General features: G+C 44.6%; 25 protein-coding genes. 17 read left to right on the top strand and 8 right to left on the bottom strand.

The window, feature by feature from the left end; genetic code table 11:
• The first annotated feature begins 83 nt into the window (after window positions 1-83).
• Together N7U62_RS10745 and N7U62_RS10740 are read left to right on the top strand one after the other, a co-directional pair.
• Window positions 84-530 carry a hypothetical protein gene (locus N7U62_RS10745; protein WP_264137970.1) on the top strand — a complete coding sequence of 149 codons (447 nt, stop codon included), beginning with the start codon at window positions 84-86 and terminating at the stop codon, window positions 528-530.
• The gene (locus tag N7U62_RS10740) at window positions 523-1119 is read left to right on the top strand and encodes an START domain-containing protein (protein WP_264137969.1); all 597 of its coding nucleotides are present in this window, start codon (window positions 523-525) and stop codon (window positions 1117-1119) included. The genes N7U62_RS10745 and N7U62_RS10740 overlap by 8 nt, the downstream gene beginning before the upstream one ends.
• A 518-nt stretch (window positions 1120-1637) precedes the next feature.
• Here N7U62_RS10740 and N7U62_RS10735 read toward each other — a convergent pair.
• From N7U62_RS10735 to N7U62_RS10725, 3 genes are all read right to left on the bottom strand, one after another.
• The gene (locus tag N7U62_RS10735) at window positions 1638-2768 is read right to left on the bottom strand and encodes a TlpA disulfide reductase family protein (protein WP_264137968.1); all 1131 of its coding nucleotides are present in this window, start codon (window positions 2766-2768) and stop codon (window positions 1638-1640) included.
• A 527-nt stretch (window positions 2769-3295) separates the two neighbouring features.
• Window positions 3296-3613 (bottom strand): hypothetical protein, encoded by a 318-nt coding sequence (locus N7U62_RS10730; RefSeq protein ID WP_264137967.1) that lies wholly within the window; start codon window positions 3611-3613, stop codon window positions 3296-3298.
• Window positions 3610-4095, bottom strand: coding sequence for a hypothetical protein (locus tag N7U62_RS10725; RefSeq protein WP_264137966.1), 486 nt, complete (start codon window positions 4093-4095; stop codon window positions 3610-3612). Before N7U62_RS10725 ends, N7U62_RS10730 begins: the two co-directional genes overlap by 4 nt.
• A 267-nt stretch (window positions 4096-4362) precedes the next feature.
• Here N7U62_RS10725 and N7U62_RS10720 point away from each other — a divergent pair, with 267 nt between their 5' ends.
• On the top strand, window positions 4363-4980 hold the full coding sequence (locus tag N7U62_RS10720) for a hypothetical protein (RefSeq protein WP_264137965.1): 618 nt from the start codon (window positions 4363-4365) through the stop codon (window positions 4978-4980).
• 83 nt (window positions 4981-5063) lie between these two features.
• Here the strand turns inward: N7U62_RS10720 and N7U62_RS10715 are convergent, their stop codons facing one another.
• Both N7U62_RS10715 and N7U62_RS10710 read right to left on the bottom strand, forming a co-directional pair.
• A complete protein-coding gene (locus N7U62_RS10715; protein WP_264137964.1) occupies window positions 5064-5303 on the bottom strand; it encodes a DUF1059 domain-containing protein in 240 nt (79 codons plus the stop codon).
• Window positions 5304-5413: 110 nt separating this feature from the next.
• Window positions 5414-5623 carry a hypothetical protein gene (locus N7U62_RS10710; protein ID WP_264137963.1) on the bottom strand — a complete coding sequence of 70 codons (210 nt, stop codon included), beginning with the start codon at window positions 5621-5623 and terminating at the stop codon, window positions 5414-5416.
• A 939-nt stretch (window positions 5624-6562) separates the two neighbouring features.
• On the opposite strand from N7U62_RS10710, the gene mraZ reads away from it, so the two are divergent.
• The 13 genes from mraZ (at window position 6563) to ftsZ (ending at window position 21923) form a co-directional block, all read left to right on the top strand.
• Window positions 6563-7006, top strand: coding sequence for a division/cell wall cluster transcriptional repressor MraZ (mraZ, locus tag N7U62_RS10705; RefSeq protein WP_264137962.1), 444 nt, complete (start codon window positions 6563-6565; stop codon window positions 7004-7006).
• Window positions 7003-7911: a 16S rRNA (cytosine(1402)-N(4))-methyltransferase RsmH gene (gene rsmH, locus N7U62_RS10700; protein ID WP_264137961.1), complete on the top strand. Its 909-nt coding sequence runs from the start codon at window positions 7003-7005 to the stop codon at window positions 7909-7911. The genes mraZ and rsmH overlap by 4 nt, the downstream gene beginning before the upstream one ends.
• A 2-nt stretch (window positions 7912-7913) precedes the next feature.
• Window positions 7914-8288 carry an FtsL-like putative cell division protein gene (locus N7U62_RS10695; RefSeq protein WP_264137960.1) on the top strand — a complete coding sequence of 125 codons (375 nt, stop codon included), beginning with the start codon at window positions 7914-7916 and terminating at the stop codon, window positions 8286-8288.
• Between the two features lie 4 nt (window positions 8289-8292).
• The gene (locus N7U62_RS10690; protein ID WP_318840673.1) at window positions 8293-10377 is read left to right on the top strand and encodes a PASTA domain-containing penicillin-binding protein; all 2085 of its coding nucleotides are present in this window, start codon (window positions 8293-8295) and stop codon (window positions 10375-10377) included.
• On the top strand, window positions 10378-11841 hold the full coding sequence (locus N7U62_RS10685) for a UDP-N-acetylmuramoyl-L-alanyl-D-glutamate--2,6-diaminopimelate ligase (protein WP_264137958.1): 1464 nt from the start codon (window positions 10378-10380) through the stop codon (window positions 11839-11841).
• A 3-nt stretch (window positions 11842-11844) separates the two neighbouring features.
• Window positions 11845-13059, top strand: coding sequence for a phospho-N-acetylmuramoyl-pentapeptide-transferase (gene mraY / locus N7U62_RS10680; RefSeq protein ID WP_264137957.1), 1215 nt, complete (start codon window positions 11845-11847; stop codon window positions 13057-13059).
• Entirely contained in the window at window positions 13060-14439 is a 1380-nt protein-coding gene (murD, locus tag N7U62_RS10675) for a UDP-N-acetylmuramoyl-L-alanine--D-glutamate ligase (protein ID WP_264137956.1), read from the top strand.
• Window positions 14436-15605 carry an FtsW/RodA/SpoVE family cell cycle protein gene (locus tag N7U62_RS10670; RefSeq protein WP_264137955.1) on the top strand — a complete coding sequence of 390 codons (1170 nt, stop codon included), beginning with the start codon at window positions 14436-14438 and terminating at the stop codon, window positions 15603-15605. The genes murD and N7U62_RS10670 overlap by 4 nt, the downstream gene beginning before the upstream one ends.
• A complete protein-coding gene (gene murG / locus N7U62_RS10665; RefSeq protein WP_264137954.1) occupies window positions 15602-16717 on the top strand; it encodes an undecaprenyldiphospho-muramoylpentapeptide beta-N-acetylglucosaminyltransferase in 1116 nt (371 codons plus the stop codon). Before N7U62_RS10670 ends, murG begins: the two co-directional genes overlap by 4 nt.
• Complete coding sequence (gene murC / locus N7U62_RS10660; protein WP_264137953.1) at window positions 16714-18093, top strand: UDP-N-acetylmuramate--L-alanine ligase; 1380 nt, start codon at window positions 16714-16716, stop codon at window positions 18091-18093. The genes murG and murC overlap by 4 nt, the downstream gene beginning before the upstream one ends.
• Window positions 18090-18854 carry a cell division protein FtsQ/DivIB gene (locus N7U62_RS10655; protein WP_264137952.1) on the top strand — a complete coding sequence of 255 codons (765 nt, stop codon included), beginning with the start codon at window positions 18090-18092 and terminating at the stop codon, window positions 18852-18854. The genes murC and N7U62_RS10655 overlap by 4 nt, the downstream gene beginning before the upstream one ends.
• Window positions 18855-18862: 8 nt before the next feature.
• Complete coding sequence (gene ftsA, locus N7U62_RS10650; RefSeq protein WP_264137951.1) at window positions 18863-20170, top strand: cell division protein FtsA; 1308 nt, start codon at window positions 18863-18865, stop codon at window positions 20168-20170.
• 109 nt (window positions 20171-20279) lie between these two features.
• Window positions 20280-21923 carry a cell division protein FtsZ gene (gene ftsZ, locus N7U62_RS10645; protein WP_264137950.1) on the top strand — a complete coding sequence of 548 codons (1644 nt, stop codon included), beginning with the start codon at window positions 20280-20282 and terminating at the stop codon, window positions 21921-21923.
• A 376-nt stretch (window positions 21924-22299) separates the two neighbouring features.
• On the opposite strand, the gene N7U62_RS10640 is transcribed toward ftsZ, so the two are convergent.
• The 3 genes from N7U62_RS10640 to N7U62_RS10630 form a co-directional block, all read right to left on the bottom strand.
• Window positions 22300-24180 (bottom strand): DUF4139 domain-containing protein, encoded by a 1881-nt coding sequence (locus N7U62_RS10640; RefSeq protein ID WP_264137949.1) that lies wholly within the window; start codon window positions 24178-24180, stop codon window positions 22300-22302.
• Between the two features lie 218 nt (window positions 24181-24398).
• Window positions 24399-24947, bottom strand: a complete 549-nt coding sequence (locus N7U62_RS10635) for an REP-associated tyrosine transposase (RefSeq protein ID WP_264137948.1) — start codon at window positions 24945-24947, stop codon at window positions 24399-24401.
• Window positions 24948-25189: 242 nt separating this feature from the next.
• Window positions 25190-25855 carry a hypothetical protein gene (locus N7U62_RS10630; RefSeq protein ID WP_264137947.1) on the bottom strand — a complete coding sequence of 222 codons (666 nt, stop codon included), beginning with the start codon at window positions 25853-25855 and terminating at the stop codon, window positions 25190-25192.
• A 167-nt stretch (window positions 25856-26022) separates the two neighbouring features.
• Between N7U62_RS10630 and N7U62_RS10625 the strand changes: the two genes are divergently transcribed.
• Window positions 26023-26178, top strand: a complete 156-nt coding sequence (locus tag N7U62_RS10625) for a hypothetical protein (protein ID WP_264137946.1) — start codon at window positions 26023-26025, stop codon at window positions 26176-26178.

Raw genomic sequence — 26178 nt, 5'->3', positions numbered from 1 at the left:
CCTCCAAGGCTTTGAGCTTTTACTCCAAGTCCTTGCCCTTCCGTAATTCTAGCTTTGTTTCCATCAAACAAATCACAGACAAGATGAAAATTAAATCAAGCAGATCGATCACAGTATTTCTAGCTGTGTCGATGTTTATGGTAGGGTTTTTAAAGTTTTTCGATCCCTTCAAAGGATGGTATGCCGAGCAAATCTCGAGCAGTGGATTTGGAGAGCTGGAGTATGCCATGGGGATAGCAGGAGAGCTAGCAGTGGGACTCGCACTTCTTGCTGTTTTGTTTATTCAGAGGGGCTTTTCGCCGATGGCCATTTACTGGACGAAGATGGCTGCCTCGGCTCTGGTAGTGATCATGATGGCTGTGGGTATCTTTGTACACCTGCACCCAGATGTGCCGGCTGCTGTGCTACCGCTGAAGATCAAACCTCCATACATCCCTGGATTTTTCCTGCTGCTGGCGGTGATCCACGCACGCTTGATTACAAAGGAGCTTTCGTCTACTCAAGGTCTGGCCACCGCAGATCATGATTAGAGTGTTCACATGGATTGTGCTGGGCAGCTTACCTGTATTAGGGCTGGCTCAGGACTGGCAATATGCCAAAACAGAAGATGGGATCAAGGTATATACGCGTTCTTCGGAGCTCTCTCCGGTCAAGGAGTTTCGTGCCACGGGATGGGTTCAGGCTGATCCGGGGGAGGTGCTAAAGGCACTTTTGGATTTTGAACATTATCGGCAGTGGTACGACCATTGCGAAAAGGCTGAGCTGCTGGAGAAGCAGTCGGATAGTACTATGACCTACTATCTGGAGTTGGCCATGCCTTTTCCCTTTAGCAATCGCGATGCAGTGCTGGATTTGACGATTCAAAGAACAGAGGAGGAGATTCGCCTGAGCTATATGCGGAATGCCACAGCACGCGAAGAAATAGATGGGGTCGTACGGATGCCGGTATCAGAGGGGATTTGGATATTGAAACCTAAGGAACAGGGAACAGAAGTGCTACATCAGTTCAAAGGAGATCCTGCTGGGAATGTGCCTCCCAGTATGGCCAATCTGTTCGTAGTGGCAGGGCCTATTAGTACCCTGACGGAGTTGGGGGAGTATTTGGATCGGATGGAGTGATGACAATGAATCTGTCTCAAAAGCATCGTATTGTCATGTTGAGACCTAACATTTGGTACCCAACCGCACAAAATGGAATGACGAAAGCTGATGGGGTCATAGGTGGTAGCAATTCAAAAGCTAAAACTGTTGTGTCATCTCGACCAGAGGGAGAGATCTATAAGCGATCCTCAGATCAAGAAACGCAAATTATTTTAGTGTCTTTAAAAAACTGTCGGATTTGCATTTGTCGCATAGATTCCTCCTGCGTCGGAATGACACAACGACTGTGGCATATGCTAGCATTTGCGATAGAAAAAACTAAACAGTTCTGTTCTTCCAACGAAAGGAGGAACCTGAGGTGATCCACAGATCAAAAAACACAAGTTTTACTAACACGTCATTGGTAGCACCGTCGAAACATTGATTCTACCTTTCAAAGGTACATTTCCTGACCGTCCGGCAGGCGGGCGACTTGGCTCAATGTGACAAATTCAATTAATTGAACCTTTTGAGACAGATTCGTTGAACGATTTACTCTAAATCCCAGAAAACAACTCCGCCAGTTTTGCTGCCAATTCCTCTCCGTGTAGGTCTTTACCTATGATGATGCCGTTTTCGTCCACCAGGAAGTTTTTGGGTAGGGAGGTGATGGAGTACTCCTTCGAGACCTCATTCTTGTATCCGTCTAGCGTGGACACGTTGATCCAGTTCCTGTTGTCTTTTTGGATGGCCTGCGCCCATTTGTCTTTTCTAGTTTCTACCCCAAAGCCAAAGATTTCGAATCCAGCATCGTGGTATTGACTGTACATTTCGTTGAGAGATTGGCTTTCGGCTCGGCAAGGCGCACACCAGCTGCCCCAAAAGTCAATCAAGGTGTATTTACCCAGGTTGGAATAGAGTGTCAGTTCTGTGCCTGTGCTGTCCTGAGCCACGATATCGCTCACCTTGCCTCCGATAGATACCTGCTTCAATACACGGACCTTTTCGTTGATCTCTTCAGCTACTTTTAGGCCGTCGTATTTTTGGGAAAGCTCTGAAGCCAGTTGGTCATAGTAGGCCATGTCTTTGTCGCCATTCCAACGGACCGTGGTAGGATAGACCGCGATAGAGGGGCCCATTTTCTTTACGGCATGGATCAGCGTGTCCCGGTATTTTGCTTCTGCTGCCTCTAATCTCTGTCCCAGTTCACCGATTTGGGGTCCAAGGTTGGGATCGTTCTGACCGAGCATGGAGTAGAGCTGTCCACGGAGAGGATAGACCGTTTGTTTTAGGATGTCATTCCTGAATTTTTCGTACTGTTCGAAGCGTTCGGTGTCTGGCGAACCTGAGACAATGGCTCTTCCGTCAGTCGGGAACTCTATCTTGATCTGCTGACCTGAATCTGCTATGAAAGGGACTTTTAGAGAGTCATAAAAATTTAAAACATAGTAATGAGGCTCCAGGTTGTAGCTGGCCTGAAAGCTGCTGTCAGGGGCAATGGATAGGGTGTCTATTACCTCGAACTCCTTTTGGTTGATGTCCGTGGCTTGGGTCAAAAGTACCTGGCCTGGATAGAGGTTTGGCACTTTGCCTTCAATAGAAAAGACGTACTGTGGCTCTTCGGGCTGACAGGCAATTAAGGAAAATAAAACAATGACGAGGAGGCAAGGGAAGACTTTGTATTTCATGGCTGTTGTTTTGGGTGAATCTGTGTTTGTGCAATTTGTTTTCATGCACGATACGTCAATTAAAGGTAGGGAGTTCGGTTGGGGAAAGCAAAAGTGGGGAATGGTGATGATAGTTAGTAATGAGAATCAGGTTGGTTTATTAGTTTTCTGAATAGTTCATACGATATCCAAACCAATAGGGAGCAAAGCAAAGGGTGCCATAGCCATTCCCAATCACCGAGATTTATATTTATCATAAAGACGAAAACTATGATTGAAATACCTGAAATAGGTGCATGAATTAGTGTGGATAGGATAGAACTTATTCGATAATTTTTGATGGCTATGAAATAGAAAAGTACGGTCGAAAAGAAGATGACAGGAACAAGGTGATATTCATGAGGGATTTTCGAAATGACGGTTTCTTTTAAATTCTCAATGTGAAACTCAGAGTAAAGCTGGAGGAAGAACACCACCATTAATCCAATAATAATTCTGTTTCTGTGGTTGAAAAAGGCCATATCAGTTTTAACTATGGTTAGGTTGTTTTAAGCCCAAAACTTCCAAAGATTAGAAAAAGGCAGGATTATTTCGATTAGGGCGAGAATAAGGGAGATGAGTATATGAATCCTTTTTTCCTTTCGAATCATTGAAATGACAGAGAATATCAAAGCAAAAAGCCCAAACCAAAGCCATTGGCTTCCCATTAAAAAAACCTTTACTCCATAGAGTGCCTGGGTTTTACCATCGGCATATTGATAGGCTAGCCCTAACTTGTATTGGCCTATGATGATGAAGATGATTCCAATTAGGCTTAATAGCAAGGAAAGTACAATAGACCAAGAATGTACTTTATGACTAGTCATCCTAGTATTTGCTCCGATACTAATAGAATAAAGGCAACAACAAGCATAATGGGTATAGCTCTATAAAGCACTAAGGCTGTCTCTTCTAGATATCTGGTTCCCGAAACTTTCAATAACAGCAGTACAATTGATCCAATCAATAGGGAGGTCCCTCCAATCGTCAGCATATTGAGGTAGCCCGGTAAATCTAGGGTGTAAAACATGATCCCAACTGTTGAGACTGAGGCGCTCATCCAAAGTACTTTTGGTATGACAGTAGTGCCGAGCAGTTCGGCTAGACTCGAGGTTTCGTCTTTTGGTCGCTCTAGATCCAAAGGTTTGTAGGCATGGAGAAAAAACGTGGCTGCCAGTCCTGTCAGTCCGATACTTAAAATCATCGGGAAGTTCAGTCCAATGAGCAGATTGATATACCCCACTGCCGTGATTGCCAAAAATGCCTTTTCGAAGTAGGGCAGTAATTGGAAGATTTTTTGTTTAGTCATAGTGTGCTAAAACTAGGCCCTTCCATTGAGCTATGCAAATAGAGAACGGATGGAGAAACAAGGTGTTCATTGGCTAAAAATGTCCAATTAATAAAACTTGATCAACCTTTTTGTTACAGCATTGTGAACAACCCCATCATTTTGACAGGTCTAGGTGTAACCAGAGTTTCAACTTGCTAAATCTTAAAAGCAGGCTTCCATGTTGGATGAATGGGAAATAGTTATGAGATCAGAATAATTTATATTTGAATATTTAATTAATACTGAGTGGACTATTATTCATTAGTTAGAGCGTCACCCCATATTTATCCTCAGGCAATATTCCTCAACCAGGAGTTTGCACATCAAATTAGCAATGAGATAGTTCTTACTGGCTCAGAGAAACTCAAGATGAGAATGGAGGGTGGGGCAGAAGAAACGGATTGTTTGTCTCAGACAACAATTTCTGCAACTGGGCTATTGGTTAGCCAAAGATTGCTCAAGGTACTTTCCAATTATAAATTGATGGAAAAGCAAATTATCCCTGTAGAATCAGATTCAAAGACTCCATATTACTGGCTGAGCTTTCTTGGTAGCATTGAAGAAGTAGATTGGTTGAATTATAGTCAATCTTCTTTCTATTACAGACAGTTTGGAGTTAGGAAGGGGTGGTTTACTTGTGGTTCTTCTGAGGAACTCATTCAATTCAAGAAGAATGTAGTTGGGAATATGGGGAGTGTACATGTTGAAGAAAAAATTCTAACTTCAGATTTTAACTTGGACATGTTTTTTATTCCCTATCTAGACTCGGCTATTTATGTGTCTAATAAATTGAAAAATGCATTAGAGGAAAATGGAATATCAGGTTTAGCATTCAAAGAGGCAGCTTTTAGAGTAGAAGGCTAGATCTACCAATTAAATAATCATCACTGAAACCCTCATGGCATTGGAGTTCCGTCGATGATTGATGTAAAGCTTTTGTACTGTCATTAATTGCCATCAGGCAGTGCCTCAAATTCTTTCTTTTTGCTCTCAAACCACGCCTGCATGGCTTCAGGGTTTTGCATCAATTCCTGCATCTCTCCCATAGCGGCAAGATGTTTAGGATCTTTCTTTTGATACATGTCCATGCCATGTTGTTTGCTCAATTCGGCCATTTGCTCGAAGGATTCGGCGTGAAATTCCAGATCACAGGCACCGCCTAGTTGTTTGCAAGTCATTGTTTTCATAGTTGATATTGGCTATCGGGTCTAGTATATACCTCTAAATATAGCGGAAAGAACTCGGTACTGCTATATCTACCGAAATGGCATCCCGATTAGTGGATGCTAATTTCCCCTCACTTAATTTCAATTTTGTCTCCGAGAAATTTGGGTTCAACGCCCAGGCAGATATCCAGAACAGCCTTGGCACGTGCCAGATATTCTCTCAGGTGAGTTTTGCGTCCATAGTTGGAGGACAAGTCCCGAGCATTGAACCCGACGGCCGATAGTCCGTTTTGTTCGGCCAGAAAGATGGCTCTTTCGTTATGGAATTTTTGTGAAATCACTGTGATGCTGCTTTGCCTCCACTAGTTGTAGATTGCAAATACAATTCAATATATCCTGCCAGCAGTTAGGTTGATTTGCAGTTGTTTTAAGTCTTCCGAAGGGAGAATTTAAACAGGGAGATTGCTGCTTGGGCTCTGACCCGGTTGGCTATCTTCTTCTCTCACCCGAGTTAGAGACCCTGCCTTGGTTGAGCTTAAAGAACAGGGAAATGCGACCGAGTGGAAATGATGCTAAAGTAATCAGGTTACTTCAAGTAACCTGATTACTGGATTCTCGATTATTAACTGTTCTTGGTCACTACTGAGACCCCGATTCGCCACCAGGTGATTATTTCCAGTATTTGCACATTGAGCTCAGAATTCTACACAAAGCGCCCCTCGCCGTACATAGCATACTCGATAGACGGCACAAAGCCCTCGACTCCATGCATAGAATGCATCCAGGTCTGCAAACTATTCTCGATGATTTGCACAAAGCACTCCACGCCTTGCACAAAACCCTCGGTACTCTGTATAGAGGTCTCGATAGTCTACACGGGCATCTCCTCGGTTTGCATGGAGGCGTACTAGGTCTATTCAGTGTACTAGAGTAATCCGATTACTCCGAGTAATCCGATTACTCCGAGTAATCGGATTACTGGCATCAGGATCGACTAGCATTTCCTGATTTTTACTCCTGATTTTACCACCGTTTCACCCTTTTCTGCTTAGGTCTTTCACCTTCTCCCACCTTGCCCCACTTTTCTTTCGAGTACTGGATTTTCCTCCTTTTTCAGGCTAGTACGCCAGAAGAGGTGGGGAATTGTAGTCGTTTTTTAGTTCCGAAATGGCTGGATTTGGGGTTTTTTGGTAGTTTGTGGTGAAAAGTGTAGAAAAGTGGTGATTTGTGGAAAATATGTTTTAGGTTTGTAGTGGTGGTTTATATTTTTCTATAACTCTATGGCTTTTTTTACAAGCGAATATGAGTGTAAGTTGGATGCTAAGGGTAGATTGGCCTTGCCTGCGAAGATCAAGGCTAATCTACCCGAGGTGTCTGGCAATGAGCTAGTTGTAATGAAGGGGTTCGATCCGAACCTCGTCGTTTACACCATGATGGAGTTCAAGAAAATCCAAAGCAAATTCGCTTCGCTAAGTGATTTTGATGCCGCCCAAAGAAGATTGAAAAGAAACTTTTTCCGCAGTGTTGCTCCCGTAGAACTAGACAGTGCAGGACGTTTTTTGATACCGAAAGCCTGGATCGAACATGCCAAGCTCGAAAAGAACGTCATCGTGATAGGGACAGGCAGTACCGTGGAGATCTGGAATCCGAAATTGTACGACGAGTATTTGATCGAAGACAGTGAGGAGTATTCAGATTTGGCTAAAAAATTCCTAGATGAATGAGTGAGTATCATAACCCTGTCATGTTACAAGAATGTATCGAAGGGTTGGATATTAAATCTGACGGAGTTTATGTGGATGTCACTTTCGGTGGCGGAGGACACAGCCAGGAGATTCTCAAACATCTGGATGAAAAAGGTCGCTTGTTTGGTTTTGATCAGGATGATGATGCCAAAGCAAACGCTAATAATATAGAGAGTCGTTCTTTCACTTTTGTTCAGGCCAACTTCAGATACCTAAAAAAATACCTCAGACTACATGGCGTCAAGAAAGTGGATGGGATATTGGCGGATCTGGGGATTTCGTCTCATCAGATCAATACGCCAGGTCGTGGGTTTTCTACCCGATTCGATGGTCCATTGGATATGCGAATGGATACTTCTCAAGCGATATCTGCTCGGGAGGTTCTCAATGATTATGATGAAAAGGCGCTTCACAAAATACTCGGGCAGTATGGTGAGGTGAAGAACGCAAAGACACTAGCGGCTGCTATCGTGACAGCCAGAGGGCAAAAGCCGCTGGAGACGATAGAGCAATTTTTGGACGCGATCCGAAAGCTGGCACCCAGAGGGAGAGAAAACAAGTATTTCGCTCAGGTGTTTCAGGCGATCCGAATCGAGGTAAACGAAGAGCTGAAAGCCCTCGAAGAGTTTTTGGTCCAAAGTGCTGAGGTGCTGAAAGAGAATGGAAAATTGGTCGTGATGTCTTACCACTCGCTGGAGGACAGATTGGTCAAAAATTATATAAACAAAGGGAAGTTTTATGGTGAGGTAGAAAAGGACCTGTACGGCAATCAGATCAAGCCACTGCAGTCCATCACCAGAAAACCGATCATAGCAAGTGATGAAGAAATAAATGAAAACAACCGGGCACGCAGTGCCAAACTAAGAATAGCAGAAAAAATATAGCAATGGCTTCTAATACCTACAAAAATCCCGCTTCTTCCCGTACAGGAAAGAGAAGCTTTTTTTCGTTGCTAGAGAGTTTTATCAATGTAGAAAGACTCTTTGAGAATGGTCTGCCCATTCAGTTTTTGATGCCGATTCTATACGTGACGGTGCTTTGTATCATTTATATCGGCAACCTACACTTTGCTGAAAAGAACATCCGAAAAATATCTAAGTTGAGAGTACAGGTCGAGGACTTGCGTGCAGACTATACCACGCTCAAGGCCGACTATATGTATACCAGCAAACAATCCGAGGTGGCCAAGAAGGCGGCCAAACTGGGATTGAAAGAAACCATTGATCCACCCTACAAAATCGTCGTAAAAGCCAGTGAATAACCGATTGACCATATTATTGAGGGTCAGGTTGGCTTTTTTAGTCGTCCTGATTTTTTCGTTTGGGGTGCTCTACAAAATCGTCCGAATCCAGACTGTGGATGGGGGCAAGTGGAAGAAGAAGGCCGAAGCGATCGGTCTGCAGTACCGCAATGTCAAGGCGACCCGAGGCAATATCTATTCAGACAACGAGAGTTTGTTGGCTACTTCGCTGCCTTTTTACAAGTTGGCGATAGATCCAGCGATTGCTTCCGAAGACTTGTACAAGTCCAATATCGATAGTTTGTCCTATTTGCTTTCGCGCTATTTCAAAGACTTGTCGGCGAGGGATTACAAAAGGAAAATCAACAATGCCCGGCTGGAGGGCCGGCGCTATCTCCGGCTCAATAGGCAGAAGATCAATTACCTGGCAAAAAAGGAAATGAGCACTTGGCCACTCTTTAGGGAGGGTCGAATGGAAGGCGGGGTTTTGTTTGAGAAGGTGGATGAGAGGTTCCACCCTTTTTCGTATCTGGGCTATAGAACAATTGGTACGACTGACGAAGAGAACCGCGGTGTAGTAGGATTAGAGTACAGTTTCAATAATTATCTGCAAGGACGCAACGGAAAGGCACTTTATCAGAAGTTTTCTGGCGGTAGCTGGAAGCCTGTTTTTGACGGTACGGAGGTGAAACCGCAAAATGGTTTGGACATCGTGTCGACGATCAATGTCGATCTGCAGGATGTGGCTGAGTCAGCGCTGGTAAAGGCACTCTATGCCAACGACGCGGATTATGGCTGTGTGGTGGTGATGGAAGTGGCCACTGGAGAGATCAAAGCGATTTCGAATCTGAGCAAAAACAGCCGTGGCGAATATTATGAGAGCTACAACTACGCGGTAGGCAGTCAGGGATCACGAGAGCCTGGATCGACCTTCAAGCTGGCCAGTATGATAGCGCTTTTCGAGGAATCTCGCATCAGCTTGTTGGATAGCATCGATACGGGAGATGGCGAATATGCCTTTTACGATCAGGTGATGAAAGACCACAAGCCAGGCGGATATGGTATGCTGTCCGTTCAGCAGGTGTTCGAGAAATCATCCAACATCGGTACCGCCAAATTGATCGTGAATGAATTCGGAGATGACCCAAAAAGATTTACGGATCATCTGGAAAGAATGGGACTGACCAAACCATTGGGATTTCAAATGGTGGGAGAGGGTAAGCCTTACATCAAAACACCAGAGGATTCGACATGGTCGGGCGTTTCATTGCCCTGGATGTCACATGGGTATGAGTTGACCATGACACCCTTGCAAACCCTCGCGCTCTACAATGCGGTCGCCAACAATGGTAAAATGATTCAACCCATGATCGTGAAGCAAGTGAAGAATGCAGATGCGACAGTGAAGAAATTTGAAACCCGAGTGATCAATGAAAAAATCTGCTCGGACATCACACTGGTCAAGGTGAAGGAAATGCTGAAAGGGGTGGTGCAGCGTGGTACCGCCAGCAACATCAAGGATTCTTACTACCAGATCGCGGGTAAAACCGGGACTGCCAAACATGTGGTAAATGGTAAATACACCAACAAGTACTACACTTCTTTTGCGGGGTTCTTCCCAGCTGAGAAGCCTAAGTATAGCGCCATTGTGGTTATAGACAACCCGAAGAGATACCGTATCTATGGTAGCGATGTAGCGGCTCCAGTGTTCAAAAATATCGCGGACAAGATATATGCACTGGATATGGAGTTGAACAACCCATTTGAGGGCAAGGAAGTAATGGCAGGCATTTTTCCTGTGATTCAGGCGGGCAACCAGGACGAGTTGAAAGAAATCTGCAATGAGTTCGGGATCTCCAACTATGTGAAGGGTGAAACGACATGGACCAAAGCGAGCATTGCCAATAATTCCATCGCCTGGAAGCCAATGAAATTTCACGATATGGTGGTGCCAGATGTGAGAGGGATGACCCTGAGGGATGCCTTGTTCATTCTGGAAAACAAAAATATTAAAGTGAGCTACTCAGGATTGGGTAGAGTGAAGCAACAGTCGGTTTTGCCTGGTGTGAAAATCGACGGGCAATTGAAAATTGAATTAGATCTGGGATAAGTGAAGACACTCAAAGACATATTGTATAACGTAAAGCTGACCTCTGTTTCGGGCAACACCGGGATAGAAGTGGTAGACGTATGTTTTGATTCCAGAAAGGTTCAAAAAGGCAGCTTGTTCGTGGCGGTCAAAGGCACGCAGGTAGATGGACATGACTACATCGAGAAGGCCATCAAAAGTGGTGCAGTCGCTGTAGTCTGTGAGGAAATGCCGCTCTTGCCGGATATTCATGTGACTTTCGTTGAGACGGGAGATTCTGCTGCTGCTTTGGGTGTGATTGCTTCTAACTTTTTCGACAATCCATCTAAGAAAATCAAATTGGTAGGTATCACCGGTACCAATGGCAAGACGACCACAGTAACGCTGCTTTACAGCCTGTTCAGGTCTCTGGGCTACAATGTGGGCTTGCTTTCTACGGTGCAGAACAAGATCAACGATGAGGTGATTCCTTCTACGCATACGACTCCAGATCAGATCAGCCTCAATGCCTTGTTGAGCGAGATGGTCAAGCAGAAATGTGAGTATGCTTTCATGGAAGTGAGTTCTCATGCGATCGATCAGGGGAGAATCGCCGGGCTACAGTATACAGGTGCCGTGTTCATGAATATCAGCCACGATCACCTGGACTACCACGAGACCTTTGATAATTATATCAAGGCGAAAAAGAAATTATTTGACGGCTTGCCATCCTCAGCTTTTGCGCTGGTCAATATGGATGACAAAAGAGGTCAGGTCATGCTACAGAACACCAGGGCACGTCAGCTGGCTTTTGGGTTGAAGTTCATGACAGACTACAAGGCCAAGATCATTACCAATAGCTACCAGGGATTGGAGCTGGATATCAACGGACGCAGTGTTTGGTTCCGATTGATTGGAGCATTCAATGCATACAATCTGTTGGCTGCCTATGCAGTGGCAGATATCCTGGAGCAGGATGTAGAGGAGGTGCTGTTGATGCTCTCGGGGATAGAGACTGCTCCTGGACGCTTCGAGTCGGTCAATGCAGACAGTAATGTGCGAGCGATTGTGGACTATGCCCACACACCCGATGCGCTGGAAAACGTGCTGCAGACCATCGACAGTTTCCGGTCTGGAAATGAAAAAGTAATCACGGTAGTAGGCTGTGGTGGGGATCGCGACAAGGACAAGCGCCCAGTGATGGCTTCCATCGCGGCTAAGTGGAGCGACAAGGTGATATTCACCGACGACAATCCCAGAACAGAGAATCCAGATACGATCATCAAGGAGATGATGGGCGGGATCGGGCCAAGCATGGTCAAAAAGACTTTAATCATCAGAGACCGAAGAGAGGCAATTAAAACGGCCTGCTCATTGGCCAATGATGAGGATATAATTCTGGTGGCTGGAAAAGGCCATGAGACTTATCAGGAGATTAATGGAGTAAGACATGATTTTGATGATCGTGCCGTGCTCAAGGAGATGTTAGAATTATTCAAAGATTAGAGAATGCTGTATTATCTATTTGATTATCTGGAAAATGAATTCAACCTGGCAGGTGCGCAGGTCTTTCAGTACATATCGTTTCGTGCTGGATTGGCCATTGCATTGTCCTTGTTGATTACCATCTTTTTCGGAAAGCGAATCATCGAGATGCTACAGAGACAGCAGATGGGTGAGACCATTCGTGATTTGGGACTGCAGGGGCAGCTCGAAAAGAAAGGTACGCCTACGATGGGTGGGATCATGATCATAGCTGCGATTGTCATTCCTACTTTGCTTGTCGCTAAACTGGACAACGTCTATGTGATCCTGTTGGTGATTACTGCGATTTGGATGGCACTAATAGGATTTTTGGATGATTATCTCAAGATCAAAAAGAAGAATAAAGAAGGCCTTTCTGGCAAATTCAAGATTGTTGGGCAGGTAGCCATTGGATTGGTGGTAGGTGTCACTATGGTGACCAACGATGAGGTAGATGTGCGATATTTTCCGAACGCCAAAGACCACACCATGGAGTTTGAGCAGCGTTTTGCAGACTACGAAGACCAGCAAAGCACCATTACGACCATTCCATTTGTCAAGGACAATGAGTTCGATTACGAGTGGTTGCTACCAGATTTTCTCGATCAGTTCACAGATGTGCTTTATGTGCTGGTGGTGATTTTCATCGTGACAGCCGTATCGAATGGTGCCAATATCACCGACGGTCTGGATGGATTGGCGGCAGGTACCTCGGCGATTATCGGGATTACTCTGGCGATTTTGGCCTATGTATCGGGTAACGTCATCTTCGCGGATTACCTTAATATCATGTACATCCCAGGATCGGGTGAGACGGTAATTTTTGCTTTGGCCTTTGTGGGAGCTTGTATTGGCTTCCTCTGGTACAATTCTTATCCAGCCCAGGTTTTCATGGGAGACACGGGCAGTTTGGCACTGGGAGGTGTGATTGCCGTGATGGCCTTTTTGATCAGAAAAGAATTATTGATTCCGATTTTGTGCGGGGTCTTTGTGATAGAAAATCTCTCTGTCATCATACAGGTGAGCTATTTTAAATACACGAAGAAGAAATACGGTGAAGGCAAGCGCATCTTTTTGATGGCACCTCTTCACCACCATTACCAAAAGAAGGGGATTCACGAAACGAAAATTGTGACTCGATTTTGGACGACTGCCATTTTATTGGCGATTGTGACATTGGCAACATTGAAACTAAGATAATTGAGCAAGCAAGACTTACATAGCGTAGCAGTACTGGGAAGCGGCGAAAGCGGCATGGGTGCGGTGCGTCTGGCAGTAAAGCAGGGATTGTCTGTGTTTTTGTCTGACGGATCGGCTATTGCAGAGGCCAAAAAAGACGAGTTGACGAAACTAGGAGTAGCCTTCGAAGAGGGAGGTCATAGCCTGGACAAAATCGTAGCATATAAGGAAGTTGTGAAAAGCCCAGGAATTCCGAATAGCGCAGCGATTATCAAAGAAATCAAGGCAGCAAGTGTTCCCGTGATTTCTGAGATTGAATTCGCCAGTAGATATACAGGGGCGAAGTTGATCGGGATCACTGGATCTAATGGTAAAACGACTACCACACTTCTGACGACACATATTTTGAAGTCAGCTGGATTGAACGCTGCCTCAGCAGGCAATGTAGGCAATAGCCTATCCGACTTGTTGGCAAGTGGCGCTGCGCATGATATCATCGTTTTGGAATTGAGCAGTTTTCAGTTGGATGACATTGATACCTTCAAGCCAGATGTAGCTGTATTACTCAACATCACGCCAGATCATCTGGATCGCTACAACTACCAAATGGCTGAATATGCAGCTGCCAAGTATCGTCTGTTCGAAAATATGGGCGAGAGCGATTTGATTATCCTGAATCAGGACGACTCATGGGTAGTGAAAGGCGCACAATCTTCACCTGCTCGAATTCAACCTGTCTCTGTTCAGGGTAGAGTGCTGGGCCATGGTGCCTTTAGCGAGGCGGATTGTTTGATCCTCGATACAGAAAAAGAAATAGAAGTGATACCGACAGGCTACTTGCCTTTGATTGGAAAGCATAACCACTACAATCAGATGGCGGCCATCCTGGCTGCTCTGGAAGTAGGCGTTTCCTTCCCTGAAATCATCAATGCACTCGGGTCATTTAAAAATGCCGCTCACCGGCTGGAAAATGCCGGTGTGGTTAATGATATCACCTTTATCAACGACTCCAAGGCCACTAATGTGGATGCTGTATTCTATGCTTTGGATGCCATCGAGGCACCTATCGTTTGGATCGCAGGAGGAGTGAATAAGGGCAACGATTATAGTCAAATTAAAGCACTGGTACAGCAGAAAGTTCATACGCTCATTTGTATGGGCAAGGATAACGCACATCTGAAGGATGAGTTTTCCGGAGATGTATCAGTGCTTACTGAAACCCTGTCAGCAGCGGAAGCAGTGAAGGCTGCTTTTGAACATGCGCAGGAAGGCGATGTGGTTTTACTTTCACCGGCCTGTGCCAGTTTCGATCTATTCAAGAACTACGAGGACCGAGGGGATCAGTTCAAGGCGGCAGTGAAGGAATTAAAGGATGTTCAACCTAAAATGAAGCAGATATGAATGGAATAAAGCTTTGGTTGAATAAAAATCTGAAGGGCGATCCGGTAATCTGGACGATCGTTATCATTTTGTCTGTGTTAAGTATTATGGTGGTTTACAGCGCTACTGGTACTTTGGCTTATAACAATATGAAGGGAGATACAGAGCATTATCTGTTGAAGCATTCTTCCTTGGTACTTCTAAGTTGGGGAGCGATGTGGGTAGCGCATAAGATCGATTACCGGTACTATGCAAAATTGAGCCGTTTGGCCCTCTTCATCTCCGTGCCTTTGCTTTTCGTGACCTGGAAATTCGGGATGAACATCAATGAGGCCTCACGATGGATCACTGTCCCATTCATCAATCAGGCCTTCCAGCCTTCTGATTTGGCCAAGTTTGCCTTGATCGTTACACTGGCTGCTATGCTGGCTAAGAGACAGGAAAACATTGAAGACATTAAGGAATCGCTGATTCCTATGCTGTTGTGGATCGGAGTGATCTGTGGTTTGATTGCCATGACCAACCTATCCAGTGCAGCTTTGATTTTTACTACTTGTATGGTGGTGATGTTCATCGGTCGTGTGCCGGTGAAGTACCTCGCTATGTTGGTGCTGGTAGGGATATTGGCGGGAGCCACAGCCCTGGCCATTGGACAAAGGGGAAGTACGGCGGTCAGTCGTATCGAATCATTCCTTTCGGAGGATGACATTCCCTTCCAGGCAGAGCAGTCTTATATCGCCATAGCGAATGGTGGCTTGGTTCGCTTTGCGCCTGGTAAGAGTCAACAAAAGAATTTTCTTCCTCATCCCTATTCGGATTTCATCTTCGCCATCATCGTGGAGGAGTATGGGATGCTAGGAGGGGCACTTGTACTGTTTTTGTATCTGGCCTTGCTCTATAGAGGCATGCGGATAGTAGCGACAAGTGAGCGAACCTATGGAGGCCTACTGGCGGCTGGACTCAGTTTCGCACTGGTACTGCAAGCACTGGTCAATATGGGAGTGGCAGTGGGATTGGTGCCGATTACAGGTTTGACACTTCCTCTGGTAAGTATGGGGGGGACATCTCAGCTTTTTGTAGGAGTGGCCATTGGAATCATACTGAGTGTGAGCAGAGGAGAAATAGAAGAAATAGGAACGCCGCAAGGCAATCAAGTGAGAGAGGATAAGCTGGAACTAGCACAATGAGTGAGAAGAAAAGAACATATCGTATCATGATCAGTGGTGGAGGAACCGGAGGACATATCTATCCGGCGATATCCATTGCCAACGCACTGAAGGAAATGCATCCGGATACGGAGTTTTTGTTCGTCGGAGCGAAGGGGAAAATGGAGATGGAAAAAGTGCCTGAGGCAGGTTATAAGATCGTAGGTCTCAGAATCAGCGGTCTGCAAAGAAGCCTAAAGCTGAGCAACCTCATGTTTCCTTTTAAAGTGCTTTTCAGTGTGGCGAAGGCTTTCAAACTACTGAAGCAGTTCAAGCCAGATGTAGTGATCGGTGTGGGTGGCTATGCGAGTGGACCGCTGCTTCATGCGGCGACCAAAAAAGGCATTCCGACTTTGATTCAGGAGCAAAATGGATTTGCAGGTCTGACCAACAGACTGCTAGCCAAGAAAGTAGATAAGGTCTGTGTGGCCTACGAAAATATGGAGCGTTTCTTCCCTAAAGATAGAATCGTGATGACGGGTAACCCGGTTAGAACGGATATTCTGTCTACAGAGGGCAAGCGTACAGAGGCACTGAAGCATTTTGGTTTGAGTGCTGATAAGAAAACGCTTTTGATCATAGGAGGTAGTCTCGGTGCTCGCACCATCAACAATGCGATTGCCGAAGGAGCTGAGAGATTGGTCAACGAAGGCATACAAGTCCTGTGGCAAACCGGAAAATTCTACATCGATGAGATGATGGAGCGCACCAAGGACATTGATTCGAAGAGTCTAAAAGTATTACCATTCATCAAGGAGATGGATCTGGCTTATGCAGCTGCGGACGTGATCATTTCGAGAGCGGGCGCTTCCTCAATCTCTGAATTGAGTCTGGTGGGCAAGCCAGTGATTTTTGTTCCGTCACCGAATGTGGCCGAGGATCACCAAACGAAAAATGCCATGGCGATGGTGTCCAAAGAGGCGGCTGAGCATGTGTCTGATTCAGAAGCACCGGAGCATCTGGTGAAGGAATCAATCCTGCTGCTCATGGACGGGCAGCGTCAGGAATTATTGAAAGAGAATTTGAAGCCATTGGGGAAACCCAATGCGGCTAAAGATATAGCTAACGAAGTGATAGCACTGATCGAAAAATGAGATTAGAAGAAGTACATAGCGTTTATTTCCTCGGTATCGGGGGCATCGGTATGAGCGCCATTGCGAGATGGTTTCATGCCAATGGCTATGCCGTGTCTGGCTATGACCGCACTTCGACCGTCCTTACCAGGCGATTGGAAGAGGAAGGAATTGCGATTCATTATCAGGATGATGTGTCACTGATATCTGATCGTGTGCAGGAGGATAAGCAAGGCAGTTTGATCATCTACACCCCTGCTGTCCCAAAAGACTTGAAGGAGCTGAATTATTTTCAGTCCGAAGGCTATGAGATATACAAGCGCTCGCAGGTGCTGGGGATGTTGACCCAATCGAAATTCACCATCGCAGTGGCGGGTACGCACGGCAAGACGACTACTTCATCTATGGTTGCGCATTTGCTCAAGGCCATGGGAGTGGATTGTTCTGCTTTTGTCGGTGGTATCATGAGCAACTACGACTCTAATCTTTTGATTGGGCAGAATGATGATGTGATGGTCGTAGAAGCTGATGAATTCGACCGCTCATTCCTGACTTTGCATCCAGATGTGGCGATCATCACCGCGACAGATGCAGATCACTTGGATATCTATGGCGACAGGGATGCCCTGAAAGATTCTTTCAAGGCTTTCATTCAGAATATCAAGAAAGATGGCAAACTGTTCTTGGAAGATAAAGTCGCAAAAGACCTGGACCTGAAAGAACAAGAGGGTTTGACCATCCAGACTTATGGATTGAAAACCGGAGACATACAGGCGAGCAATCTAACGATAGATCAGGGAGACTTTTGCTTCGACTATATCAGCGAGGATCGAAAAGTGGATGGGCTCAAGCTATCCATGTCGGGCTTTCACAATGTTTCGAATGCCATTGCTGCTTTGTCCACGGTGTTGCCATTCGAAAAGGAAAATGAAAAAGTACAGCAGGCTTTGGCCAGCTACAAAGGGGTGAAGCGAAGATTCGAATACATCATCAAGTCGGAGGACATGGTGTTTATCGATGATTATGCGCACCACCCAGAGGAAATCAATGCCCTGCTGAAATCGGTAAGGGCGATCTATCCTGAGAAGGAAATGACAGTGATTTTTCAACCGCATTTGTTCAGCAGGACGAGGGACTTTATGGATGGATTTGCAGAGAGTCTGTCTTTGGCAGATCGTGTGTTGCTATTGGATATCTATCCAGCACGGGAGCTGCCGATCGAGGGAGTGACTTCAGCAGTCATAAAGGAGAAAATTGAAAACACAGAAGTACTTTCTTATGTGAAGGACGATGTGTTGCAATACTTTGATAACAAGCGCCCAGAGCTGTTGTTGACAGTAGGGGCGGGAGATATAGATACTTTGGTTCAACCTATTAAAGAGAAGTTGTTGGCATGAAGTGGATCTTGAAAATATGGAAATCATTTAAGTATGGCCTGATCGGAATGGGGCTGTTGGTCATCATTGGCTTCAGTTCTGCACGTCATCAGGACAGGTACATCAGCGATGTGATCATCTCTGTCGACAACCAGTTTCACAACTACTTCATCGATCAGCAGGATGTGCTGGATCTGATCAACGAACGTGGTAAGGACTATTTGCTAGCCAGTGACATGGGAGCTTTGGATCTGAAAGAGCTAGAGCAGCGTATCGAGAGCCATCAGTTTGTGGAGGATGCTCAGGCTTATCTTGACCTGAATGGCAAGTTGTCGATCGACGTGAAGCAGAATCGTCCGATTGCGCGTGTGATCAATCCCAATGGAAAGGATCTCTACATCGGGACCAAAGGAGATGTGCTGCCTGAGTCGGAGCACTATACGGCACGTGTGGTGTTGATCGAGCTGGAAGATGAGTTTTGGCTGCCAGAGTACGATATCAAAGATGCCAAAGGTGGCGAGCAGGTATTCGAGCTGCTCAGCTTCATCGTGGAGGATAAATTTTGGCAATCCCAAATCGCGGGAATGCGCATCAAAAAGGATATGGACATAGAACTATTCCCTCAAGTGACAAAGCAGTTGGTGGAGTTCGGTCCGGCGGAAAATATTGAAAGTAAGTTCATGAGACTGAAGACCTTTTACAAGGAGATTTTGCCTTACAAGGGTTGGAATACTTATGAAACTGTGAATTTGAAATACAAAGATCAAATAGTCTGTAAATAATAAATGGTATGGAAAACAACGACATTATCGTAGGTCTTGACATTGGTACAACTAAGATTTGTGCCATTGTAGGACGAAAAAATGAGTTCGGCAAGCTCGAGGTTTTGGGCATGGGCAAGGCAGTCTCTGATGGAGTGATCCGCGGGATTGTGACCAACATCGACAAGACCATCAATGCGATCCGAAAGGCAGTATCTGAGGCTGAGGAGCAATCAGGTATTGATATCCGCGTGGTAAACGTGGGGATAGCAGGTCAGCATATCCGCAGCTCGGTACATCATGGGTCGATCATCAGACACACGTCTGACGATGAGATCACGATCGAGGATGTAAATAGACTGATCAATGACATGTACAAGATCGTGATTCCACCAGGGAGCGAGATCATCCATGTGATGCCGCAGGACTATATCGTAGACTATGAAGAAGGAATCAAAGACCCAGTAGGAATGTCTGGCGTTCGATTGGAGGCAGATTTTCATGTGATCACAGCGCAGACTAACGCGATCCAGAACATCAACAAGTGCGTGCAGAGAGCCGGACTGGAGATTGACAATCTGGTACTGGAGCCATTGGCATCTAGTCTATCTGTGCTAAGCGACGAAGAAAAAGAAGCCGGTGTTTGCCTGGTGGATATTGGAGGCGGTACTACAGACATCGCGATCTTCCACGAAAACATCATTCGCCATACCTCTGTGATACCATTCGGAGGCAACATCATTACGTCGGACATCAAGGATGGCTGCAATGTACTGAATCATCAGGCGGAGATCTTAAAGACAAAGTTTGGTCAAGCCCTGAGCGAAATGGCCAACGAAAATGAAGTGGTTTCTATCCCAGGTCTGAAAAACCGCGATCCAAAGGAGATCTCGGTTAAGAATCTGGCGCGCATCATCGAAGCGCGTATGGAAGAAATCATCGAGATGGTGCATACCAAGATTATTACCAGTGGCTATGAAAACAAACTGGCTGGCGGGATTGTGATCACCGGAGGTGGTTCGCAGCTCGTGTCTATCAAGCAGTTGTTCGAGTACATGACTGGATTGGATGCACGTATTGGCTTCCCTAACGAGCACTTAGGTAAGAGCAAGATCGAGAGCGTGAAAAGCCCAATGTATGCGACATCTGTTGGTCTCGTACTTTGCGGATACAAGGCGCTGGACGATAGAGACAATAGATTCCTGACCACTGAAGCTGGCATCAAGAACTATGACAAACGAGGTAAGCATCTGGGTGATGGCTCTGACAGTATTTTCAAGAAGATTCTTGAGAAGACGAAAGGCATCCTGATCGATGACTTTGAAGAAAGGAAATAAATGTCCCATTCGTCGAGAGACGAGAGCGCTGACAATAGGCTCAACATTTTGTCTTCGCTCTTTGGGTCAAATTGATAATTAATTTTTGACAGAATTAAACATAACAGACATGACAGAAGGTAGTATTAAATTTGATTTGCCTACGCATCACAAGTCGATCATCAAGGTGATCGGTGTAGGAGGGGGCGGTAGCAATGCCGTCAACCACATGTATAACCAGGGCATCACGGGAGTGGAGTTCATCGTATGTAATACGGACTCACAAGCGCTCAACGTTAGTGCCATTCCGAACAAACTCCAGATAGGAGTCAACCTCACAGAAGGTTTGGGAGCGGGGGCGAATCCTGAAAAAGGAAAGAACGCCGCACTGGAAAACAAAGAAGAAATTAGAAACATGCTGAATGAGGACACTAAGATGGTCTTCATCACTGCAGGTATGGGTGGAGGTACCGGTACAGGTGCGGCTCCAGTCATCGCTCAGGTAGCCAAAGAGCTGGGCATCCTGACAGTGGGCATCGTGACTGTTCCTTTCAAATTCGAAGGGAAGAAGAAAATGCGTCAGGCCATGGCCGGCGTAGAATCACTGAAAAACAACTGTGATACTGTACTGGTCATTCTCAACGACAAGTTGCTGGAGACTTTTGGTAATCTGTCCTTGAATCAGGCTTTCGCTCAGGCCGACAATGTATTGACCACTGCGGCCAAGGGTATCGCAGAGATCATCACTGTACCAGGCTATGTCAACGTCGATTTTGAGGATGTGAAGACAGTAATGAAGGACAGTGGTGGAGCTGTAATGGGCTCATCAGAGACCTCTGGAGAAAACAGAGCTATTCGTGCGATCGAAGAGGCGATCAACTCTCCATTGCTCAACAACCAAAATATTCAGGGTGCAGAAAAGATCCTCTTGTCTATCATTTCCGGCGATCAGGCCGAGTTGAAGATGGACGAGTTGAACGAGATTACCGAATTTATGCAGGACATCGCTGGCGATGATGCAGAAGTGATCTTTGGTCATGGTGTGGATTCTGAATTGGGTGAGGGTATCCGAGTTACGATCATCGCTACTGGTTTTGACAGAGCGGATGTTCAGGAGCCTGCCATCCCTAATACGGTAAAGGAAAACACCAACCCTAATACAGCCCCGATCAATCAGGCGCCTGTTCAGGAGGAAGAAGAGGATATAGACAAAAAAGTCTATGAACTCGAAAGAGATAAGACTCGCGCGCAGTTCGAATTGTTCTCACAAGAGGCAAGAGAAAAAAGCCGTGAGCAGAAGCTGGAAGAGGATTTTCAGTTGAAGATGAAATCTTTCCAATTTGAGAAGCCAGAGCCAAGAGAGAATGACCGGGAGACTTTCCATAAGTCATTTGATCGTCCTGCGGCAGATCACCACCAAAACGATGATTTTGATCTGGAGATGAGAAACATCTTTTTGGAATCACAAAAAAACAACGATCCACTGGATGAGCCGCTAGAAGAGCTGGATGGCATGGCGCATCCACCTTCACGCAAAATCATGTTGATGGAGCAGTCAGAGCAGCGCAGACAAAAGCTCAATAACCTCAACAGCGATTCGGATGGATATGATGCTTCTTCGTACAAAGAGAAGTTTGATGTGCCAGCTTATCAGCGCAAAAAGGTGGATTTGAAGAACGTTCCGCTTTCTTCAGAAAGCTTCGTGTCCAAGTACAATCTGAATGAAGATCAGCAACTGGGCGGGAACAAGTTTTTGCACGATAACGTGGACTAAGTCCAATCAATCGGGAGCAGGTTTGATAGTTTGTACCTGTATCCCTTCATTTATTTATGCTGGATGAAAATTCCAGAAACCCTGGTTGGTAGACTATGGGGTTGGTTTATATGATTCCAACTCCAGTAGACTTACTGACTATTGAACGAATAAATCCTGCTTGTCAAAAGCGGGTTAAAAGTAAATGCTTCGAGAGTTTGCTCTGAGCGATCTATGGTCAGTCTGTTATGGAATGGCTCATGAGCATGCGTCTGGAAGTTTATTTTCTGTCAAGTTTTCTTCTATGCGGGATGAGATGCCTTTGAGCGGGCGCTCTCATCCTGGCATAGTTGAAACTACTGTTGATGAAAGCACCCGATGAGGTGCTTTTTTGGTTTTACTCGAGGATTATTTTTTCGTATTTCGGGTACTTTACTTCATAGTTCAAATTCAACTTCCTTTGTTCCTGGGGTTGTAGTTCGAGTTGCCATGATACCTCTCCTGTTTTTTCTTCTAGGATTCCGTTTGAAAGTTCAGTGGGTGTTACTGAAATGTCGCTGATTGCTGAAACCGGAATCTGATCGAAAAGTGTCAAATTGATCCTTTGGCTTTTTTTGTTTCTAGCGATAATTCTATAGCCTCGGCTTTCCATTTTGTTAGTGGCCAAGGTTCTTCTTTTGCTAAATTCGTCAACTTTTTCACGACCAATTACGATGCTTTTGTCTCTGCCCAGGGAAATGTTTAAGGTGTCTTCCAAGGATCGAGCATCCAGAATAGACCGACCTACATAGGCGTCTTCAAAATATAAATTTGCTTCACCTTCAAGCAGATTGTATTGATCCCAATTGACTATCCTGGCTATTAGGAAAGCATCTTTATCGAGTTTGGGTACTGCATAATATTCGTATACTGTTTCAATTTCGAAACTGTTTAAGTCCACTGAAAGTGACTCACCATTTGACTTGATGGAGTAAGGTTCATCTACTTCAAATTCTACAGTGGTTTGGTTTTCTATAGTTGTAGTGGTGATGATTTTAGCTTCTTTGGACAAATTGGAGTTGCCTCCTATACCAACCCCTGCTATTTTTCCTCTTAATTTATTACTTGAGCCATAGCCTATGACAACCACTTCTTCTAATGACTGCAAATCGGGTTCGAGACGAGTAGTGATGTTTTGCGATGTTATCGGGATGACTTGACTTGAATATCCAAGGAATGAAACAGTCAAATGAGTTGCCCCATTCGGTAAGACTAAGGAGTAGTTGCCGTCAATATCCGAAATTGTTCCAATGGTAGTTCCCTTTACTTGAATGCTTGCACCAGGGAGAGCCTGGCCATTTTCATCTAGAATTTGGCCCGTCATATTTCTAACGGATTGGGTTATCTTTCCGTAATTACTACGGTTGACGATGGTATTACGTGCATAGTTTAGATACCAGGTTTCTAGTTCTGGAGCTAACCCGCTTTGATTAGGATCTCCATTCGATAGTTTCAACTTTACATTATTCCAATCGATCCCTGTGTTTTGGTAGATTTCTGCTTTGTAATTTATTACCAATGGTTTCTCCACATTCTCTACCCTAATATCGTATTTGGGATACCAACCTATATTGGCAACCAGATAGGTGATTTCAAACTTCCCATGGGTTTTGTTTTTACTATCGACTCTTATTTCAATTTGGCTAGTAGGTAGCTCATTTTTATCCCTAACAAGAGAGATTTCTTGTTCGATCCTCGATTTTTGCTCTTCCAGTTTCCTGATTTTTAGTCCAGTTTGAATCTCTTCCGTTTTGATTTGCGTAAGTTCCTGATCATAAAACTCGATAGCTTGTTTCATTTGAGATAAAGAAACACCGGCAGTTTCTCCACCCAAGTTTTTATTTGCATCAAGTAAACTCTGTTTTTCGCTAAGAATTTGAAGTCTGGATTCAGCTTTCGAAATTTTTAATTCTAGGTTTTCAATTTGGTTAATTAAACTGTCAATTTTCTTTTCCTTTTTTAGCGTATTGAGATAGTTCAACTTATGATTTACTGATAGAATCGTAAAGTCACCAATTGCTTTTACTTGTATACTCTTCTCATCAATGTGTGGGGAAAGGGATTTCGCAAGAAGAATTGATTTTCCTTTTGGGATATCTAGATTTCCGGTTCGAGTAACCTGACCACCTTGTACAAAAATGGTAACCTCTTCGATTTTTGTTTTGATATCTCTTTCGGTGAAAGATTGGGAGAAGGATGGATATGTGAATAAAAGTGCGATTAGTATAAGGTATTTCATGATCTTTTCTATTTGAGATGCATGAACCTCAATGATTCCATAAATGATTTGAAATTTTTTAGTTGCTAGGCTGTTCCATATTTGCAATCCCGAAGAGCAGAAGTGGTATTAGGTGGGTTGGTTGTCAGTGGAAAGAAAGCGGACAGAGTCCGTGGAATCATTGGTTCCACAGGTTCGCCCGCCTTCCGGAGGACAGGGAGAACCTGCGGGAGGAGTTATTATTGAATGAATTCTATCGGTATTGTGGGTGTTCCACCAGCATAGGCATCCGCGCTGGAATAAACGTAGTCTTCTGGCGATCTACAGATACCAGCCCGGACTGGGTTTAAGTGTATGTAATTTAGTTTTTGATCTTGTATTGAATTGCTATCTAGAATAACTGGATGGTTCTCATGTTGCCAAACTTTGAAATTTCGATTGCTATTGCTTTTTGCTCCTTGAGATTTGAATATCCAGAGAAGCCAATTTTTCCTGCTTTCATTTGAGTCCTTACTCAATTGTTCAAAAATCATTTTGGATGTATATCTTTTCAAATCACGGATGGTACTTGAAAGTTCTTCATTTTTAGATCGAACGATCAGATGAACATGATTGCTCATGATCACATAGGCATACAAAACCAATCCCTTTTCTTCAATGCAAAAACGAAGGCTATCCATTATGATTTCTTTGTATTTCTCTCTAGTGAAAAGGTCAACCCATTCTACCAATGTGAGGGTTAAGAAGTGAGGTCTGCTTTGGTCAGTGATTCGATAGTTGGTACTCATAGTCGATTGGCAATTATCTAAAGTTAATAATAACCTTAGGAACTATTGCAGGTTCTCCGAACCTGTAATGACTATGGGACGGAGGGCTGTGCCCGTAAATAGTGGTAGCTCGATAGGATGTCAGAGGAAAGAAAGCGGACAGAGTCCTTGGTGTCATTGGTTCCACAGGTTCGGAGAACCTGCGGGAGAGGGAGGTGTTATTGGTTCCATAGGGTTGCCTGCTTCAGGTGGAATATTCCAATTTATTCGCCAGAGAGTTGAAGGATTCTGCGCGACAATTCGCTAGCTTCCTTATATACATCTATTGAACTATATAATGTCATAAATAATACCAATCCACTTAAAATAAGTAATGCAATTATTTTTGTGTCCATAGAATTTTGATTCAAAATAAAGAGTGAAACTCCAAAGATTACGGAAAACAATGAGTGGAAAATAAATCTTAGATAGAAAATGATGGATACTTTTATTTTGCCTTCCAGACGGTTGTTATTTGTCACCCTACCGTTGAAAAAAGGAGGTCTATGGTACCTATAAGATGTATAGGAGTCTTTAATGTTTCGTAGAATAAAGCTTGAACCCTTATCGAATAAATTTTTATTCCTCCAAATACTTAAATCTTTTCTGAAGGGAAGGTTCTCAATTTCTTCGTTTGAAAATTCCATATCAATTAGAGAGTTTCTTTTTGATATTAATTCTTCGATCATACTGTTTGAAATAGGAATCGAGATTTCATATAGATCTCCAAAAAAGAACTTATTCAGAAAGTTGGTTATCATCTTAAATCTTACAATTATCCATTTTTTAAATGCAATATAATTAACAATTGCAGGTTCTCCGAACCTGTAATCACTATGGGACGGAGGCCTGTCCGCCGTAGATGGAGCTGTGCCGGTGAATGGTGGCAACTTGGCTAGTGCGAAGTACAAGTGATACGGACAAAGTCCTAGGTTTCACTGGTCCCACAGGTTAGGAGAACCTGCGGGAGGGATCGGATACCCCACCTCCGAAGTGGGTACCCCCACATACCTATGCCCCCTACCCACTTATATAAGTACCCCCTGCCACTTCAAAGATGAAAAGAGTCACCTTTTTGCTGACTGCAGTCGCCTCAGAACTGACTAGTCTCACCTTTGAAGTGACTCGACTCATGTTTTTGGTGACTCGACTCGTCTTTTTACCGACTGCAGTCATCTTTGAGGTGAGTGCAGTTAGCTCCGAACTGACATGA

This window comes from Reichenbachiella ulvae, from assembly GCF_025833875.1.
Classification (GTDB): Bacteria; Bacteroidota; Bacteroidia; order Cytophagales; family Cyclobacteriaceae; genus Reichenbachiella; species Reichenbachiella ulvae.
This window is presented reverse-complemented; position numbering and strand designations above follow the sequence as displayed.

Coding starts and splice junctions, on each gene's coding strand:
- N7U62_RS10745 (WP_264137970.1), top strand. CDS start 84: ATGAAAATTAAATCAAGCAGATCGATCACAGTATTTCTAGCTGTGTCG.
- N7U62_RS10740 (WP_264137969.1), top strand. CDS start 523: ATGATTAGAGTGTTCACATGGATTGTGCTGGGCAGCTTACCTGTATTA.
- N7U62_RS10735 (WP_264137968.1), bottom strand. CDS start 2,768: ATGAAATACAAAGTCTTCCCTTGCCTCCTCGTCATTGTTTTATTTTCC.
- N7U62_RS10730 (WP_264137967.1), bottom strand. CDS start 3,613: ATGACTAGTCATAAAGTACATTCTTGGTCTATTGTACTTTCCTTGCTA.
- N7U62_RS10725 (WP_264137966.1), bottom strand. CDS start 4,095: ATGACTAAACAAAAAATCTTCCAATTACTGCCCTACTTCGAAAAGGCA.
- N7U62_RS10715 (WP_264137964.1), bottom strand. CDS start 5,303: ATGAAAACAATGACTTGCAAACAACTAGGCGGTGCCTGTGATCTGGAA.
- mraZ (WP_264137962.1), top strand. CDS start 6,563: ATGGCTTTTTTTACAAGCGAATATGAGTGTAAGTTGGATGCTAAGGGT.
- rsmH (WP_264137961.1), top strand. CDS start 7,003: ATGAGTGAGTATCATAACCCTGTCATGTTACAAGAATGTATCGAAGGG.
- N7U62_RS10695 (WP_264137960.1), top strand. CDS start 7,914: ATGGCTTCTAATACCTACAAAAATCCCGCTTCTTCCCGTACAGGAAAG.
- mraY (WP_264137957.1), top strand. CDS start 11,845: ATGCTGTATTATCTATTTGATTATCTGGAAAATGAATTCAACCTGGCA.
- N7U62_RS10670 (WP_264137955.1), top strand. CDS start 14,436: ATGAATGGAATAAAGCTTTGGTTGAATAAAAATCTGAAGGGCGATCCG.
- murG (WP_264137954.1), top strand. CDS start 15,602: ATGAGTGAGAAGAAAAGAACATATCGTATCATGATCAGTGGTGGAGGA.
- murC (WP_264137953.1), top strand. CDS start 16,714: ATGAGATTAGAAGAAGTACATAGCGTTTATTTCCTCGGTATCGGGGGC.
- N7U62_RS10655 (WP_264137952.1), top strand. CDS start 18,090: ATGAAGTGGATCTTGAAAATATGGAAATCATTTAAGTATGGCCTGATC.
- ftsA (WP_264137951.1), top strand. CDS start 18,863: ATGGAAAACAACGACATTATCGTAGGTCTTGACATTGGTACAACTAAG.
- ftsZ (WP_264137950.1), top strand. CDS start 20,280: ATGACAGAAGGTAGTATTAAATTTGATTTGCCTACGCATCACAAGTCG.
- N7U62_RS10640 (WP_264137949.1), bottom strand. CDS start 24,180: ATGAAATACCTTATACTAATCGCACTTTTATTCACATATCCATCCTTC.
- N7U62_RS10635 (WP_264137948.1), bottom strand. CDS start 24,947: ATGAGTACCAACTATCGAATCACTGACCAAAGCAGACCTCACTTCTTA.
- N7U62_RS10625 (WP_264137946.1), top strand. CDS start 26,023: ATGAAAAGAGTCACCTTTTTGCTGACTGCAGTCGCCTCAGAACTGACT.